The 15,010-nt window shown below is 57.0% G+C and carries 14 protein-coding genes; 9 read left to right on the forward strand and 5 right to left on the reverse strand.

Annotation, left to right across the window (positions count from 1 at the left end; genetic code table 11):
- Positions 1 to 151: 151 nt before the first annotated feature.
- The gene (locus AABB31_RS17135) at positions 152 to 2,233 is read right to left on the reverse strand and encodes an SdrD B-like domain-containing protein (protein ID WP_342076995.1); all 2,082 of its coding nucleotides are present in this window, start codon (positions 2,231 to 2,233) and stop codon (positions 152 to 154) included.
- 357 nt (positions 2,234 to 2,590) lie between these two features.
- Between AABB31_RS17135 and AABB31_RS17140 the strand changes: the two genes are divergently transcribed.
- Positions 2,591 to 5,071 (forward strand): EAL domain-containing protein, encoded by a 2,481-nt coding sequence (locus tag AABB31_RS17140; RefSeq protein ID WP_342076994.1) that lies wholly within the window; start codon positions 2,591 to 2,593, stop codon positions 5,069 to 5,071.
- A 116-nt stretch (positions 5,072 to 5,187) separates the two neighbouring features.
- Here the strand turns inward: AABB31_RS17140 and AABB31_RS17145 are convergent, their stop codons facing one another.
- From AABB31_RS17145 to AABB31_RS17155, 3 genes are all read right to left on the reverse strand, one after another.
- Entirely contained in the window at positions 5,188 to 7,245 is a 2,058-nt protein-coding gene (locus AABB31_RS17145; protein WP_342076993.1) for a pyridoxamine 5'-phosphate oxidase family protein, read from the reverse strand.
- 11 nt (positions 7,246 to 7,256) lie between these two features.
- Positions 7,257 to 7,886: a glutathione S-transferase family protein gene (locus AABB31_RS17150; protein ID WP_342076992.1), complete on the reverse strand. Its 630-nt coding sequence runs from the start codon at positions 7,884 to 7,886 to the stop codon at positions 7,257 to 7,259.
- A gap of 110 nt (positions 7,887 to 7,996) precedes the next feature.
- Positions 7,997 to 8,893: a LysR family transcriptional regulator gene (locus AABB31_RS17155; protein ID WP_342076991.1), complete on the reverse strand. Its 897-nt coding sequence runs from the start codon at positions 8,891 to 8,893 to the stop codon at positions 7,997 to 7,999.
- A 101-nt stretch (positions 8,894 to 8,994) separates the two neighbouring features.
- On the opposite strand from AABB31_RS17155, the gene AABB31_RS17160 reads away from it, so the two are divergent.
- The 8 genes from AABB31_RS17160 to AABB31_RS17195 all read left to right on the forward strand — a co-directional run bounded on the left by AABB31_RS17160 (position 8,995) and on the right by AABB31_RS17195 (position 14,795).
- On the forward strand, positions 8,995 to 9,624 hold the full coding sequence (locus tag AABB31_RS17160; protein ID WP_342076990.1) for a DsbA family protein: 630 nt from the start codon (positions 8,995 to 8,997) through the stop codon (positions 9,622 to 9,624).
- Positions 9,625 to 9,648: 24 nt separating this feature from the next.
- A complete protein-coding gene (locus tag AABB31_RS17165) occupies positions 9,649 to 10,278 on the forward strand; it encodes an NAD(P)H-binding protein (protein ID WP_342076989.1) in 630 nt (209 codons plus the stop codon).
- Between the two features lie 234 nt (positions 10,279 to 10,512).
- A complete protein-coding gene (locus AABB31_RS17170; protein WP_342076988.1) occupies positions 10,513 to 11,136 on the forward strand; it encodes a rhodanese-like domain-containing protein in 624 nt (207 codons plus the stop codon).
- An 11-nt stretch (positions 11,137 to 11,147) separates the two neighbouring features.
- Positions 11,148 to 11,717, forward strand: a complete 570-nt coding sequence (locus AABB31_RS17175) for a LysM peptidoglycan-binding domain-containing protein (RefSeq protein ID WP_342076987.1) — start codon at positions 11,148 to 11,150, stop codon at positions 11,715 to 11,717.
- A gap of 201 nt (positions 11,718 to 11,918) precedes the next feature.
- Positions 11,919 to 13,649 (forward strand): OmpA family protein, encoded by a 1,731-nt coding sequence (locus AABB31_RS17180; RefSeq protein ID WP_342076986.1) that lies wholly within the window; start codon positions 11,919 to 11,921, stop codon positions 13,647 to 13,649.
- A gap of 23 nt (positions 13,650 to 13,672) precedes the next feature.
- Positions 13,673 to 13,921 (forward strand): hypothetical protein, encoded by a 249-nt coding sequence (locus tag AABB31_RS17185; RefSeq protein WP_373635061.1) that lies wholly within the window; start codon positions 13,673 to 13,675, stop codon positions 13,919 to 13,921.
- A gap of 222 nt (positions 13,922 to 14,143) precedes the next feature.
- Positions 14,144 to 14,332, forward strand: coding sequence for a PLDc N-terminal domain-containing protein (locus tag AABB31_RS17190; RefSeq protein WP_342076984.1), 189 nt, complete (start codon positions 14,144 to 14,146; stop codon positions 14,330 to 14,332).
- A 76-nt stretch (positions 14,333 to 14,408) separates the two neighbouring features.
- Entirely contained in the window at positions 14,409 to 14,795 is a 387-nt protein-coding gene (locus tag AABB31_RS17195) for a DUF202 domain-containing protein (RefSeq protein ID WP_342076983.1), read from the forward strand.
- A 29-nt stretch (positions 14,796 to 14,824) separates the two neighbouring features.
- Here the strand turns inward: AABB31_RS17195 and AABB31_RS17200 are convergent, their stop codons facing one another.
- Positions 14,825 to 15,007, reverse strand: a complete 183-nt coding sequence (locus AABB31_RS17200) for a hypothetical protein (protein WP_342076982.1) — start codon at positions 15,005 to 15,007, stop codon at positions 14,825 to 14,827.
- Positions 15,008 to 15,010: the final 3 nt, after the last annotated feature.

The raw sequence follows: 15,010 nt of genomic DNA on the forward strand, positions 1-15,010 counted from the left end.
GGTATGTTCTGACGACGATCTTAGGTGCTTGTTCTGCCCAACGGCGAACGGGGTAACTACTGAGAAGCGACCGCAAAACTACGTGGTATGCTGAGTAGTGCTGCGTGATCTGCCCCGTTGTGGGACGGTCGGATCAATTGCGGCCGGTCCATCAGCAGATCAGGCTGAGATCTTCGAAGGGAATGACGAGGATTGAGGCCAGGTCATAGTCGCTGTCTTCCTTCCGATATTTGACGGGTGCATTTGCCTGTGCCTGGATCGGGTCGAGGATGATCGTGACCATATCGCCATCGCCCGGCACAAAGCCCTCGCCATTGGCGTGGGCAAGGGCAAGCAGTGTATCAATGTTTTCCTGCGTTCCGTTGTAGTGACCGCCAACCGCTTCTGGCATCATCAATTCAGAATTGTCGTCAGTCAGCCCCCAGATGGCATGCTGGATTTCGATTTCGGTATAATTCTGCCCGGCGCCCGCGCCTGTCGTGTCGCCGTTATTTTTCGCGGTGAAATCCTGGTTCAACAACCAATTGATCGCGTCGAGGTTTTCGACAAAATCATTTGAGAACAGGCTCGCGTCAAATTCGCCGGCCACGCCACCATAGACGTTCATGGCAACATCAATATTGGGAATGAATGCTTCGTCTCGTTCGATGCAATATGCCGCCTCGAACCGGATACCGTCGAAACGCGCATCCCCTGTTTCATCGACGCGGGATGAGTAGCCGTTTTTGATCGACATACCGCCTTGGACCACCATTGCGGTGTCCGGCAGCGAATTGAAAATATCCGGCAAGGTGTTGCGCGCGCCATCAACTGTCATTGTGACGGTGGCGTCGTCGGTGCCGCCGCGCCCGTCGGACACGGTATAGGTGAAACTGTCGCTGACGCTGGTTCCGATCAACAGATCTGCTGCGCTCACCCCGTCAACAACAAGCGCATTGCTGTCATATGACAAAACCCCGCCATCGTTCACAGTGACGGTTGCGCCACTATCAAGCGTGACGGTGTCGCCAATATCAACGGCAACGCCGTTCACGGCTGTCACGGCCAGGCTGTCACCATCATCCGCGTCCGTATCATTGGCCAGAACGTTGATGATGCCTGTCTCTTCGGCGCAAATGGTTGCAGCGTCATCAGCGGCCACCGGCGCCACGTTGGCGGCGACAAGACCCGCATCAACATGCTGCATATCTTCATCAGCGGACAACGAAAATGTCGCGGTACGTCCATTGCCTGCCTTGGTCTCAAACAGGACATCGCTATCAATCGTATCGTCGTCATCCACGTCGCCTGCGACAAATGTCAGCGCGCTGTCTCGGTTCACGAAGACGACCGCGTAATCATCGCCCGGCGCGATATCATCAAACCGGTAATTGCCGCTGTGATCTGTCCGCGTATGGTCGACGACCACCCCGTCCAGCAGCAGCTTGACCTTTGCGTTTGCAACAACGGAATCCGAGGCGTCCTGAACCGCATTGTCATTTTCATCAATGAAGAACGTACCACTGACGGACGCACTGGGGGCCGGTGGCACATAGCAAATGTCGTCAATCGCACCAGACCCGTGCAACGTAATCGTCATGTGTGCCACATCATCAGTGTCCAGCGGGACACGTTTCACCCCGCCATCACGCGTATGCGGCAGTGCAATGGATTTGATCAGGTTTCCATGTGCGTCAAATAGGTCAACGCTGCCGCCCTCTTCGGTATCAATCACGGTCAGTTCGGTGACCGAAACAGGTGACTTGAAGTCAAAACTGACGGTCCCGCCATGCCGATTGTCGTCGGGGTCGTGGCTGTCATTGTCTTCTGAGATGATCAAAACCTTGCCCTCGCGATTATGAGCCAGGTCGTAATCCCTGCCGGATGGCCGACCCGTGTCAAAAATCATCCCGGTGCCAGGTATCAGCGTCTGATTGCCATAGTGACAATGGGTTGCGCGATGGACTTCGATCGTCACAAAATCGTCGATATTCTGAATTTTCTCACCGCGCCGGAATTCTTCAAAGTCGATCTTGACGGCGTCGGGCCCGTCGCAGGGAGGGCATTCAAAATCCGGGTGGCTGAAATCCATCCAGTCCCGACCCCAATGGCCGACATCACGATGTCCGGGCTTGCCCCAGTGACCATCGTTATCGTGGTGTGTATTTCCCCACGACCGCCCTGAATAATGACTGTCCTGCCCCATCCACTTATGTGAATGGCCACCGCCGTTGTTGTTGTGCCGGTATGTCATTTATTCCCCCGTATTCGGTCGTTCCTACTAAGAAGCCATCCGTTCATTTACTCGGGGACGTCTCAATTTTGCTGAATTTAGGCGGCAAACACGCGCAGAGGGTATCGGCGGTAGATCGCTGATTGCACCGTATTGCTACGGGCTTGGCTACGTGCCTGCGGGTGCGTAGCGTTCAGGAAGCCTATTGGAAAACTGTCATAATCGGATCTGAAGCCAGCAGGGATTGCAGCGTCGCAAAATCACCTTCTTTGATGGGTATCTCAGTGATTGCACGCTTTGGTTGCGCGCGCTACGCTGGTGGCAGATTTCCACTTTTGTAACCAAAGCCCTTTACGATCAATTGATGAACTGTGCGCCGTGGACAGACAACCATCCCAGTCAGAGGGGAATGTAACATTGCAGATCGCCTCAGCCAGCGAAACAGGCGACTACGAGGATATCGTTTCGTTGCTGAAAAGCCCTGCGGCCTTCCTGGACAAGCGGGGGTATATGCTGTGCGCCAATGACGCGCTCGCGCAGCGTCTGGGCCTGCGGCGGGCTGAACTTGCGGGGGAATGTATTGAAACGCTGCTTAGCGAGAATGACTGGGCCGCGTATAAGCTGTTTCAGGCCCGCGCCGAACAGCAAGAGTTTACGGACCCACTTGGTGCGACATTGTTGCTTTCTGACATGGCCCAGCCGGTTCTATTCGATCCGGTCATAAAGGATGGTCAATGGCTGGGTGTTGTTTGCCAGGCCGATCACGCCAGATCGCAGGAAGACCTGCGCCTGCAATACCTGATGGAACATCTCGATCAGGGGGTCTGGGACTATGATACAGCCACAAAGAAATTTGTGGTGTCGAATGCGTGGCGTCGGATGCGCGGGATCGGACCGGACGAGGAAATCACGGCCCTCACGGATGACTGGATGGAAACAGTCCATCCCGATGACCGTCCGCATCTGCGGAATGTCTTTCAGGGTCAGGCGCGGGGCGATACCAGCAGCATCAACATTCAGTATCGCCGCAAACACGCGGATGGCAGCTGGGTATGGATCCTTTGCCGCGCCAATGTTGTAGAGTTTGACGATCAGGGCAGACCCGGCCGTATCGTCGGGACCGATACGGATATCACATCCGTCAAGCAACGCGACGATGATCTGCAAAGGCTGACGCGAAAACTGCAACTCGCCATGGAGGCGTCAGGTATCGGGATCTGGGAGTTTGATCCCAGCTCGCAGAGCGTCCATTGGGACGACCGCATGCTGGAAATGTACGGTATCGAAGACGGTTGCAACGACCGTTCGGGCGAGGCGTGGGAAACCCACCTGCATCCCGATGATCTGGAGGAGACCCTGGCATATTCCGACTATTGCCAACGCCACGGCCTTGACTTCAAGCGCGATTATCGGATCGTGCGCCCGGATGGCGGTGTCCGCCACATTCGCAGCCTCGCAACAACTGTCGCCTCACCCAAGACCAAGGGACGCCTGATCGGGGTCAATATCGACGTGACCGAGGATTACCGCCGCAGCGCCCAGCTGGAAGGAGCGCGCGTGCAGCTTGAATATGACTCGCGGCATGACGCCTTGACCGGCCTCGCCAACCGCCGGTTGCTGGACGAACATACCGATGCCCTGTTTGCAGCGATTGAGGATGACCGGGTCTATGGGGTCATGCATCTGGATCTCGACCATTTCAAAGAGATCAATGACACGCTGGGTCACGCGGCGGGGGATGCGGTTTTGGCGCATGTCGCCAAGACGATCAAACCGATCATCGCCGATGCCGGGCTGGTCTGCCGCATTGGCGGGGACGAATTTGTCGTCCTGATCACAAAAGATGCCACAGTCGACAATATGGCCGCCTTGTCGGGCGAGATCATGAAAGCGCTGGAGGCGCCCATCACCTTTGAAGGGCGCAGTTGTGCCTTTGGGGTCAGCATTGGCTGCGCGATTGGCAAGGGCCCATTGGCCAATCGGGCCGAAATTTTCATCAATGCCGATACCGCCCTTTATGCCGCCAAGCAGGCTGGCCGGGGGTGCTACCGCTTTTATTCCGAGGCCGTCAAAACGCAGGTCAAGGCCGAGGCAAACGCCCGGCAAGAGCTTTTGGACGCCATATCGAGCGACGAAATCACCTGTTATTATCAGCCTCAATATGATGCGCAGGACCTGCAGATCATCGGGGCAGAGGCGTTGGTGCGCTGGCACTGCCCCAAACGTGGGCTCTTGCTGCCCGACGCCTTCATGCCTCTGGCCGAGGCAACCGGTCTATCCGCGGTGGTCGACGAATATGTGTTCAAACATGTCATTGCCCAGCAGACCCGCTGGTATGATGCCGACATCCGCTTTCCCAAAATCGCGCTGAACATATCACTGGACCGTCTGGCAAGTCGCGGTCTTGTTGATCAGGTCCAGTCCCTTCTTGGACCCCATCATCTGATTGCATTCGAGTTGCTGGAAACGGCCTTTATCGACAACCTGTCGCGGGCACATCTTGATACGCTTGAGGCGCTGCGCGGTCTTGGGATCAGTATTGATCTTGATGATTTTGGCTCTGGACACTCGTCAGTTGTGGCGCTTCAGGCGATCAGGCCGGACTGGATCAAGATTGATCGCTGTTTGGTGACGCCGATCACACGGCGCGAACGCCAACGTCAGACACTGCAGCATCTGTCAAAGATTGCCCGACTGGAAGGCGCAGGCGTTGTGCTTGAAGGGCTGCAGACCGGGCTTCATATCGCGGCCATCCAGGATGTTGATTGTGATGCGTTGCAGGGCTTTGCGCTTAGCCCGCCTGTTCCGGAAAAGGAATTTACGACCCTGCTTTCCCAGCAAATCAGACAGGCCATCTGAATGCGTTCTGACCCTACAGCGTTTGACGAAATACCTGATACATCGAGCATCACGTAACGCGTTGAAATCTTTGATTTCAGGCAGCGTTACGTGATTCTAGTTTTTCGCATAACGCTTTAGACATCGAGAATAAGTGGGTCTTCCGACTTCCCCGGGACCGCGCAGCACAACAGAACCTGCCCATCCTCGGGTTCAAAATCGGGTGTTTTTGAATAGCTGACTTTGCCGGATTTGATCTTGCACGCACAACTGCCACACGATCCGCTGCGGCACCCGAAAGCAGGGGTCATCCCGTGGGCTTCGGCGAATTCCAGCAACGTCCCGTCGCCAGTGCGCCAGCCCTGTTCGACCCCGGATGCGGCAAACGTCACCACAGCTTCTTCGGCGGCGTCCGTCGCCGGCGGCGGCGCGCCCGCGCCTGTTCGGGTCAGGGCGGCGGGGCCAAAGCTTTCCGCAAAGATGCGTGCATCCCGCACGCCAAGTGCAATCAGCATGTCATAGGTCGCTTGCATGAATGCGGGGGGACCGCAGAGGAAGAAATCGTAATCAGCCAGCGGCAAAAGTGACTGCAACAATTCCGGCGTGACCCGACCTGCAACGTGAAATTCCTGCCCGGCGACCTCCTCGGGCTTCGGGGATGAGATCACTGACACGTAGCGCAACGCGCCTTGGCTGGCCTGTTGAAACGCGCTGAATTCAGCGGCAAAGGCGCGTTGTTCGGTTGTCTGTGCCGCATGCACAACGGTAAGGGGGCGGTGATGGCGACGCGCCACTGCGTTACTCAGGGCCGCGCGAGCCATGGAAATCATCGGCGTGATCCCGACGCCGCCAGCCAATAGAACGGCTGGACGCTTTTCATCCATATCCATCCAGAACGCGCCTTTGGGTGCGCGGGTGTCGATGATGTCGCCGACCTTGATGTTATCGTGCAAATGCTGCGACACGGCGCCGTCGCGTTTGACCGAAATCCGGTAGGTCGCGTCCGAAGGGGCAGAGGAAAGTGTGTAGGTCCGGGTCAGCGGGCTTTCAGAACTATCCGGTGCAACCCTGATCGTGAGGAACTGGCCGGGTTGGTAGGGCATCAACACCTTGCCGTCGTCAGGCTCCAGATAGAATGACCGGATCACGCTGCTTTCATCGGTGATCTTCGTGACCTTGAAAGGGCGCCAAGCGGCCCGATCTGCCTCTAATTGCCGGGTCTGTGCAGCCTGGGTCCAGTCGCCGGTCAAAAGTGCGTTTGGCGATGGCTCGCGTGCCTCCCATGTCATGGGGGCGGCGGCCCGCAGCACTTGTCCGTGGTCAAGGTGGAAACGCCACGCGCGCTCGGCCCCTTTGAAGGACCGGATCTCGTCATCGGGTTCCCACATCAATGCGACTGTACCGACCAACTGGATCAGATCGCCGGTTGTGAAATCGACAAACAGAAGTCCGGCCTTGGGGTTGACCAGGAAGTTTCCAAGCGTGTTGAAGGCGAAGTTCCCGATATATTCCGGAATGGTCAGTGTGTTTACATCGACTTTGACAAATCCGGGGTTTCCGCCCCGATGGCTGACATCCACACCGCCGGTGTCACGCTGGTCATCGCGGTCATTGTGGCTGGCCACAAAAAGCGTGTCCGCCGCGGTGATTACGGCGGCGACATCCGCGGGCAGGTCAGTAAACCGATCAATCTCGGGGGCGGTGTCGGTTGTCGGGTCGCGGTGAAAGCTGACATCGCGGGTATGAATATATTGCGGGCAGTTGCCATATGACTGGACAACGTCCACCGAAATCTGTGTGCCATCGCCACGGACAATACCGTTCATCCGGTTGCGCCGGCGTGTCGGAAGCTCGATCCCGACAAAACCGACGGATGCGCCGGGTCTTGCGTTGACCCAGAACGGATCACCCTTGATCTGCGCTGCACCTAGTTGCAGCAGACGGTCGGTTGGTGTTTTCAGAAAACCCGGCTGGCCAAACAGGACAGAGGCCCAGGGCCAGCCGTTTTTATCCACACTGCCCGCAAAGATCAGGGGCAGTTGGGCAAAGAAGTCCCGATGCTGTTCAGGCATGTAGGGACGATGAATGTTGCGCGCCACGTTGGTCTGGTGGTCCTTGCGGCCCAGCCTGTCATGCAGCTCTTGCTCGCCTGCATGATAGGGCGATGTCGCCCGATCCCAACCTGAAAGTGCCATGGCGCGAACTCCTATTCGGACTTGAGCGACGCGAAGAAGTCTGCACCAACAACCATGGGCGCAAAACCGTCGATCGCTTCGACGCGGGCCAGCCATGCGTTGATTGCAGGGTATGCATCCAGCGCGTAGTCGCCATCGGTGATCCGCGCGATGTAGCTATAGCAGGCCAGATCAGCCAGGGTCGCATGGTCGCCAACCAACCAGTCGCGGCCGGTCAGGTGCGGCTCGAACAGGTCTGTAAACAGCGCGTCGGATTTTGCCTTGGCCGCATCAAGATCGGCAGGGGCGCCGAACATCTTGATGGCACGGACGACAAATGGCCCTTGCATGATTTCGTTGACGGCCGTGGACAGCCATTCCTGCACTTGCGCATTGCCCTTTGCGTCGGTTGGCAGCCAATAATTAGCCGTGTCGAACTTGCGTGCCAGATAGATCAGGATCGCGGTTGAATCGCGCAATGTCACGTCACCATCAACCAGCACGGGGACCTGGCCCAATGGGTTCATGGCCAGAAAATCGGGTTGTTTATGCTCACCTGCGGGCAGGTTCACAACAATGCTTTCATGATCCACACCCAGAATGCTGAGCAGGGTCAAAGCGCGATGTGCGTTTCCGGAAAGTGGGTGTCCATAAAGTTTCATGCAGGCGGCCTTCCTATGGTCAATGCGATTGCATGACAAAGCCTACGGATCTGTGATTGTCCGCGAAATAGAAGAAAACCTGAAAGACTGTCAGCTTTTTGCTGACAGTGTCAGCGAAGCTGCCCAACTTCTGTATGGCCCATCTCCAAGAACCGCTTTAGCGCGTTGGATCGCACCTGTCCCGGCGGGGTCACGGTGAAAATACCGCCTTTGCGCATTGACCAGTCGGGCAGCAGCTGGACAAGCCTGCCTTCGGCCAGATCATCTTCGACCATGAAATCGGGCAGGACTGAAAAGGCGGTGCTTTCCATCAAATAGGCGCGCATCGCCAGGGTGATGTTCAACTGCGTGACCCCGTTGACGGTGATGGTCTCAGTCTGATCAACCTTCGAGAATGTCCATTCTGCCTGGCCATCCAATGCGTGGCTCAGAACAAATGGCACGTCAATCAGGTCACGCGGGGAGATAGCCCCGATTTTATCGCGTGTTCGCGGTGTGCAGACGGCCACCTCTTCAAAGTCGCGCAGTTTCCGCGCCAGATTACTGGAATCCTTCAGCCAGCCGATACGAAAGCCGACATCATATCGTTCCTCGATCAGATCGACGCGCATGTCGTTCAGAAACAGATCAACGGTGACGTCAGGATAGACCTGCTGAAAGCGGGCCACAAACGGGGCGACATGGGACACCCCGTAATCAACCGGCGCGGTGACCCGAATGCGCCCTTTTGGTTTTTGATCCCGGTCCAGCACCCGTTCATAGGCGTTGTTGGCCTGCGTCAGGGCCGCCTTGGCATCTTTGAAAAACGCAAGCCCCGCATCCGTCGGGCGCAGGTGCCGCGTATTTCGCAACAACAATGGTGTGCCGATTTCCTGTTCCAGGATTTGCAGCTGTTTGCTGACAACCGCCTTGCTGATGCCCAGCTGTGTGGCCGCCGCCGTGATCGTGCCCGCATCGACGGTGGCCACAAAGTAGGCAAGCCGGTTCAGGTTATAGCGAATATCCATGGCCGTCTGTTAGCCAAAAGCTGACAGTCATTCAATCCTTCTTTCGTTTAACTGACGCAGGCCGCCGCCTAACTTGCAGATCAACAGCAAGGAGCCCCCCGATGTCCGATCCGAAATTCACGATTATTTACGACACCTATTGCGGCTGGTGCTACGGCGCCGCGCCCGTTTTTGATGCATTGGTCGCAACTGGCGCCGATGTCGAAGTCTTGCACCGCCACTTGTTTCAAGGCCCGCTCGCCTACCGGATGAGCGAGGGCAAAGGCGCGCTTGTCCTCAAGGCCGATGCCCGTATCCATGCATTGACCGGGCAGGAATTCAGCGACGTCTACAAAAAGAACGTGGTCCTGTCCGACACCGAAATCCTTGCCTCGCATTATACTGCGCAGGCCGCAGCACTTGTGCATGCTCAAGGCCCGGCCAAGGAATTCGCCCTGCGCCAACGGTTGGAAAAGGCCCGCTATATTGACGGCGTCTCTGCCGCTGATCGCGACGCTGTTGTGGCAGCCCTGCGCGCCGAGGATGTGCCAGCGGACCAAGCAGACCAGTTGGGGTCTGCTGATCTGGCTGCCCGCGCCGCGGTGACGACGCGCAAGGCAGAAAGCCTGATGGCGCAGGTCGGCTCGCAAGGTGTGCCGACCGTTCTGAAAACCGTAGGCGATACCATCTCCCAAATTGATCACAGCGCCTTCTACGGACGCCCCGAAGATGTTGCGTCTCTTGTTCGATAAATCCCCTCTGAAAGGTAAACGAAAATGAATATTCTCTTGATTGGTGCTACTGGCATGGTTGGTAGCCGCATCCTGAACGAAGCGGTTGCGCGCGGACACAGCGTCACCGCCGCAGCCCGGTCGCCCGAAAAGATTGCAGCGCAGGCGCATGTCACGCCGGTTGGGCTTGATATCAACGACACCGATGCTGTCATCGCACAGGCCCGTTCGGCTGACGTTATCGTCTCGGCGGTCAGCCCGCGCAACAGCGGGGACGCCTTGAAGGATGCGGCAGCATTCACCGATGCCTTGATCGCCGCGCATCAGGCAACGGACAAGCGGATTGTCATGGTTGGCGGGGCGGCGTCCTTGCATATGCCTGATGGCACGCCGGTGGTGAATTTCATTCCCGAAGAGATCCTTCCAGAGGCGCAAGCCATGCGTCGCGCCTATGGTACGCTGGTCAAAGAAGACATTGATTTTACGGTGATCGCACCGGGTGGGATGATTGCGCCCGGCGAACGAACCGGGCAGTTCCGGCTGGCCGGTCGGCAAATCGTGACCAATGCTGACGGCGGGATGAGCAATATCAGCGCCGAAGACTTCGCCATCGCTGTCCTCGCCGAAATCGAAACGCCACAGTATCATCGGACCATCGCAAATGTAGGCTATTAAGGCCCCCGAACGATATCAGCAGGACAAAGCCGCCCGTCGTAGATCAAAATACGGCGGGCGGTAACGGTGTCTTCGACGCAACGTCGCACCGGAAATCGTACATTCTATCCAAATGGTGCCGGTGGATTGTAACATTTTCGCCCTACTGCGTGACTAGGCGGGCTTTTTAATCCCCTGCATGGTCTCGTTATGTGGGGGCATGTCTGAAACGACTCATTTACCGAGGAAACCGTTATGAAAATGTTTTCGACCCTTACGGCCTGCGCTTGTTTTCTGGCCGCTGCCGTTCACGCACAGGATGTTGCAATCACGCCAGATATGACCCGGGCAGAGTTTGCCGTGAACGGGCAAAATATCCTGATTGAACGTAATCAGGATGCCGATGCCGTCATCGAACCCGGCTTTGCCAAGACATCACGCGCCTGCCCACCTTTCTGCATTCATCCAATGTCCGGTGGCGAAGGCGTTGAAACCGTCGGCGAAATCGAACTGATCGACTTCATCGACAACTATGTCGAGGAAGGCACCGGTCTGCTGGTCGACTCGCGTATCCCGTCCTGGTTCGAAAAGGGCACGATCCCCAGCGCGATCAACATTCCCTTTACCGCGCTTGAGCCGACCAACCAGTATCGCGATGAAATTCTGCAGGCCCTTGGCGGCGTGAAATCCGGCGATAACTGGGACTACTCGGCTGCCACAGACCTGTTACTTTCCTGCAACGGCCCATGGTGTGACCAATCCCCCCGCGCGATCCAGAATTTGCTGAGCGCCGGATACCCAGCCGAGAAGATCCGCTACTATCGCGGTGGTATGCAGCTGTGGCTGTTGCTTGGCCTGACAACAGCGCAAAACGGCTAAGGATCAATCATATGTACAAATTTCTGACCATCCCGACCATCGCGCTTGCCTTGGCTGGCCCTGCCTATGCGCAGTCAGACAGCGACGATGAGTTGCGCAGCCTGACATCCAACGTTCTTGCCAGCATCACCGGGCAGGCCCCCGAACCTGTTGAGACCGCCGAGGTCGAAACCGATGCGTTGCGCGGCCTGGTCGAGCAGGCCCTGTCCGAGGGACAATCCGACGCATATCTTGAGGCTTTGATTGTCGAAGCGGCAGATAATGGCCAGATTGAGGTGCCGGACGCAATGCGGACGACAACTGGCGACGTGGATACACGCACATTGCTGGCCTCGCTTGTTGCGAAGTCCGAAGAAGTCGATGCCACAGGCACAGAGGCCCAGGCTGCCGAGGCGGATGGCGCAGAGGAAGAGCTGCAAGACCAGTTCTACGAAGTTGTTGCTGGCGACAGTCTGGCCGCGATTTCGCTGACCTTCTATGGCACAACCCAGGACTATATCCGGATTTTCAACGCGAACCGCGATTCTCTGAACTCTCCGGATCGTATCCGTGTCGGGCAGACGCTGGTTATTCCACAATAAGCTGATCCGGTCCGATATGACCTAAACAATGGACCGGGCATTGACAGGATGCCCGGTTTTGCTCCAGTGATGCGACGTTTCGTTGGTTTCCGGCATATCAAGTATTGTATTGCCTCAAGCTGATCGCGATGGCAGATGATTGATGTCGGGACGGGCGGGTATTGTTTGCCCCGAAAGTGATTTGGAACTGGGAGTAAGAAGATGAGGTTGGCACTCATTGCGGCAGTGGTGCTTTTGACGGCGTTGGCATATCTTGGTGCCGCCCGGTCGATCCCTGCAGGTATTGAAAACCAGGTTGCCGTGAGTGTCGCGGCACAGGCCCCCAGCGAAGATGATATCAACGCAGCCGTCGCCGCGGAAACTGCCCCACTGCTGCAGCAGATCGCCGATCTTGAGGCGACAAAGCAGGACCTGACCGACCAGATTGCAGCCAATGTGACGCTAAGCGATGAAGAGCTGGATGCCGCCATTGCGGCAGAAACAGCACCGCTGACGCAACAAATTGCTGACCTTGAGGCTGCCAATCAGGAGCTTACCGACCAGATTGCAGCCAACGGGGCGCTGGGCGATGAACAGCTGGATGCCGCCATTGCGGCTGAAACGGCACCGCTGACGCAACAAATCGCTGACCTTGAGGCCGCCAATCAGGACTTGATCGACCAGATTGCATCAAGTGAAACCGACGGCGCCGCGGCGCAGTCCGCTGCCATTGCCGCGGAAACCGAACCGCTGCTGCAGCAGATTGCTGATCTTGAAGCTGCCAATCTGGAACTCACCGATCAATTGGCATCAAGTTCCGAAACCTCCGCCACCAATGCCGAAGATATAGATGCGGCTGTTGCGGCAGAAACAGAGCCACTTATCAATCAAATCACCGATCTGGAGGCTGCCAACCAGGATTTGGCCGATCAGATCGCCGCCCTGACCGCCGACCGGGATCGTCTTGATCAGGAACGTCAGGCGGCTTTGACCGAGCTTGATAATACAGCACCCGCTGTCCAAAACCTGTCGGATGCAAACACCGCGTTGAATGAAGAAGTCGGATCATTGAATGCGGAATTGTCTGCCTTGTCCGCACAAGTGGCGGAACTGACGCTGGAAAAGACCGGTGTGGAAGAGCTGCTGGCAGCCGCCGAGGCCGAGAAAACAGCGCTGACCGAAAGTCTTGCCGAAGAACAGCAAAAGGTCGAAGCGCTTGACGCGGAACTCGCCACAGCGGTTGCAGACGCTGCAGCATTGGCTGAAAGCGCCGCAAGCACGGACAATGCCGCAGCGCAGGACGCCCCGGCGTCAGATGCTGAACTGGCCGAAATGCAGACCCGTATTGACGAGACCAATAGCGCGCTTGAGGCCGCAGGCGGTCGTATTGCCTCGTTGACCGAGGAGGCTGGCCAGCAGGCCGAGGCGCTTGCCGCGATGACAGCCCAGGCCACCGAAGCCGAAGATGAAATCGCGACCTTGCAATCGCAAATCGCCGAACTGACCAGCGCCATCACAGAGCGTGACGACAGTATCGCAGAACTGCGTGCCATTGCTGACGGCGCGGACAGGCCCACCATTTCCAGCTGTACGGCGCAAACGCAGGCGATATTTGCAGATCAAAAGCTGACCTTTGATCGGGGTACCGCGACGATATCCGCAGAGTCTGTCCCGATGCTTGAGGCGTTGATTGATCCCGCCCGCGATTGTGCTGATGCCAATCTGGTGGTTCAGATTGGCGGGCACACCGATAGCCAGGGTGGCGAACTCAGCAACCAGACCCTAAGCGAGGAACGCGCCCGTGCTGTTTTGAACTTCCTCGAAGCAGGCGGTGTTCCAGCGGCGGCGATGCGCGCCGTCGGTTTCGGAGAGACGACCCCAATCGCCGATAACGACACCAGCGATGGTCGCGCCCAGAACCGCCGTATTACCTTTGACTGGCAGCCCCGCTAGCCCACTACCATTTGGATACCATCATGTCTGATCCCATGACCCAAGTAATCATCTACATGACAGGCACATTTGTGCTCGGGCTGCTTCTGGGCTGGTTGATTTGGCGCTTTGGCAGCGCCAAGCAACAAGAGCTGATGAACGCCGAAATCAAATTCTGGCGCGACAATCTGGAACAATCCCGTCAGGAGCGCGAGGGTGAGCTGAACCAGATCGAGGCGCTTCGCAGGGAAAAAGAGAAATTGAAAAAGCGTCTGGATGCCGCGAAATCCTGACGCCCTTTGGGCGCCGCCCTGATCCATGTGGTCGCTTACGGGGTCTGACGCTCCCTGTGTTACCACCTAACTTGTCCCGCCCGCTAACAGTCTGCATCGTTGCAGCGTTGGGACAATAGTCGCAACTGCCACCCCCAACTTCACCAATGACGAAAACGCGCGTGGAACTAATTGCGGTCTCGGGTGTTTGTCTGGTGAACATAGGAACAGGAGTGATCCATCATGGAATATGCAGGTATCGGCGGAATTATTATTCTCGCCCTGAACATCTGGGCGATCATCTCGATTTTGGGATCTGGCGCATCAACAGGCGGCAAGGTTCTATGGACCCTATTGGTACTGGTTTTGCCGGTTGTCGGCTTCATCATCTGGCTGGTTGCTGGCCCGCGATCGCGTCAAAGCCTCGCGTAAACAGTATATGCGTTTCGACGGGGTGCGTGCAGAGATGTGCGCACCCCGTTTTCGTTTCTCGAAAGGAGATACGCCCATGGCTGATGCAAGAACAGACCAAGATGCGTCGTCGCAAGAGCTTGCCAATACGCGAACCGATTGGGCCGAAGATCGGACCATGCTGGCGAACGAACGCACATTCGCAGCCTGGATGCGGACCGGCATGGCCTGTGTCGCTTTGGCGCTGGGTCTAAAGGCTGTCTTTGGGACAACGGATTATCCATGGGTCGCAAAGATTGTCGCGGAAATATTCATTCTATGCGGAATTTTGATTTTCTGGGCCGCGGTGCGCAAGTGTCAAAAGACGCAAGCACGGATGGATGCACATGATGCGCAGGCGCAGTCAGTGGCCAATATGCGGATCGTTGCGTGTATTCTGACCGCCGGGGCCATGGCCACCGGCGTCATTCTTTGGTTGCTTTAGCGGGCGTTCAATGCCCGCGCCCCGGCAATCTATTCAGTACCACCGATCAGTTCGGCGGGCGTCGTCGCGGCGGGATTATCCGCCTTGTATGTCGTCCAAACAATCAATCCAACGAACAGGATTGTTGCAAAGGCCAGAACGGCCTTCATGCCGCGCATGGGACCCCTGTGCTGATGGGCTTGCTTGTCAAGATTTGTGTCAGGTGCGGACATATT

The organism is Yoonia sp. SS1-5 (assembly GCF_038443705.2).
In the GTDB taxonomy this organism is placed as follows: Bacteria; Pseudomonadota; Alphaproteobacteria; order Rhodobacterales; family Rhodobacteraceae; genus Yoonia; species Yoonia rhodophyticola.

Coding starts and splice junctions, on each gene's coding strand:
- AABB31_RS17170 (WP_342076988.1), top strand. CDS start 10,513: ATGAAAATGTTTTCGACCCTTACGGCCTGCGCTTGTTTTCTGGCCGCT.
- AABB31_RS17190 (WP_342076984.1), top strand. CDS start 14,144: ATGGAATATGCAGGTATCGGCGGAATTATTATTCTCGCCCTGAACATC.
- AABB31_RS17175 (WP_342076987.1), top strand. CDS start 11,148: ATGTACAAATTTCTGACCATCCCGACCATCGCGCTTGCCTTGGCTGGC.
- AABB31_RS17180 (WP_342076986.1), top strand. CDS start 11,919: ATGAGGTTGGCACTCATTGCGGCAGTGGTGCTTTTGACGGCGTTGGCA.
- AABB31_RS17150 (WP_342076992.1), bottom strand. CDS start 7,886: ATGAAACTTTATGGACACCCACTTTCCGGAAACGCACATCGCGCTTTG.
- AABB31_RS17165 (WP_342076989.1), top strand. CDS start 9,649: ATGAATATTCTCTTGATTGGTGCTACTGGCATGGTTGGTAGCCGCATC.
- AABB31_RS17135 (WP_342076995.1), bottom strand. CDS start 2,233: ATGACATACCGGCACAACAACAACGGCGGTGGCCATTCACATAAGTGG.
- AABB31_RS17185 (WP_373635061.1), top strand. CDS start 13,673: ATGTCTGATCCCATGACCCAAGTAATCATCTACATGACAGGCACATTT.
- AABB31_RS17145 (WP_342076993.1), bottom strand. CDS start 7,245: ATGGCACTTTCAGGTTGGGATCGGGCGACATCGCCCTATCATGCAGGC.
- AABB31_RS17195 (WP_342076983.1), top strand. CDS start 14,409: ATGGCTGATGCAAGAACAGACCAAGATGCGTCGTCGCAAGAGCTTGCC.
- AABB31_RS17200 (WP_342076982.1), bottom strand. CDS start 15,007: ATGTCCGCACCTGACACAAATCTTGACAAGCAAGCCCATCAGCACAGG.
- AABB31_RS17160 (WP_342076990.1), top strand. CDS start 8,995: ATGTCCGATCCGAAATTCACGATTATTTACGACACCTATTGCGGCTGG.
- AABB31_RS17155 (WP_342076991.1), bottom strand. CDS start 8,893: ATGGATATTCGCTATAACCTGAACCGGCTTGCCTACTTTGTGGCCACC.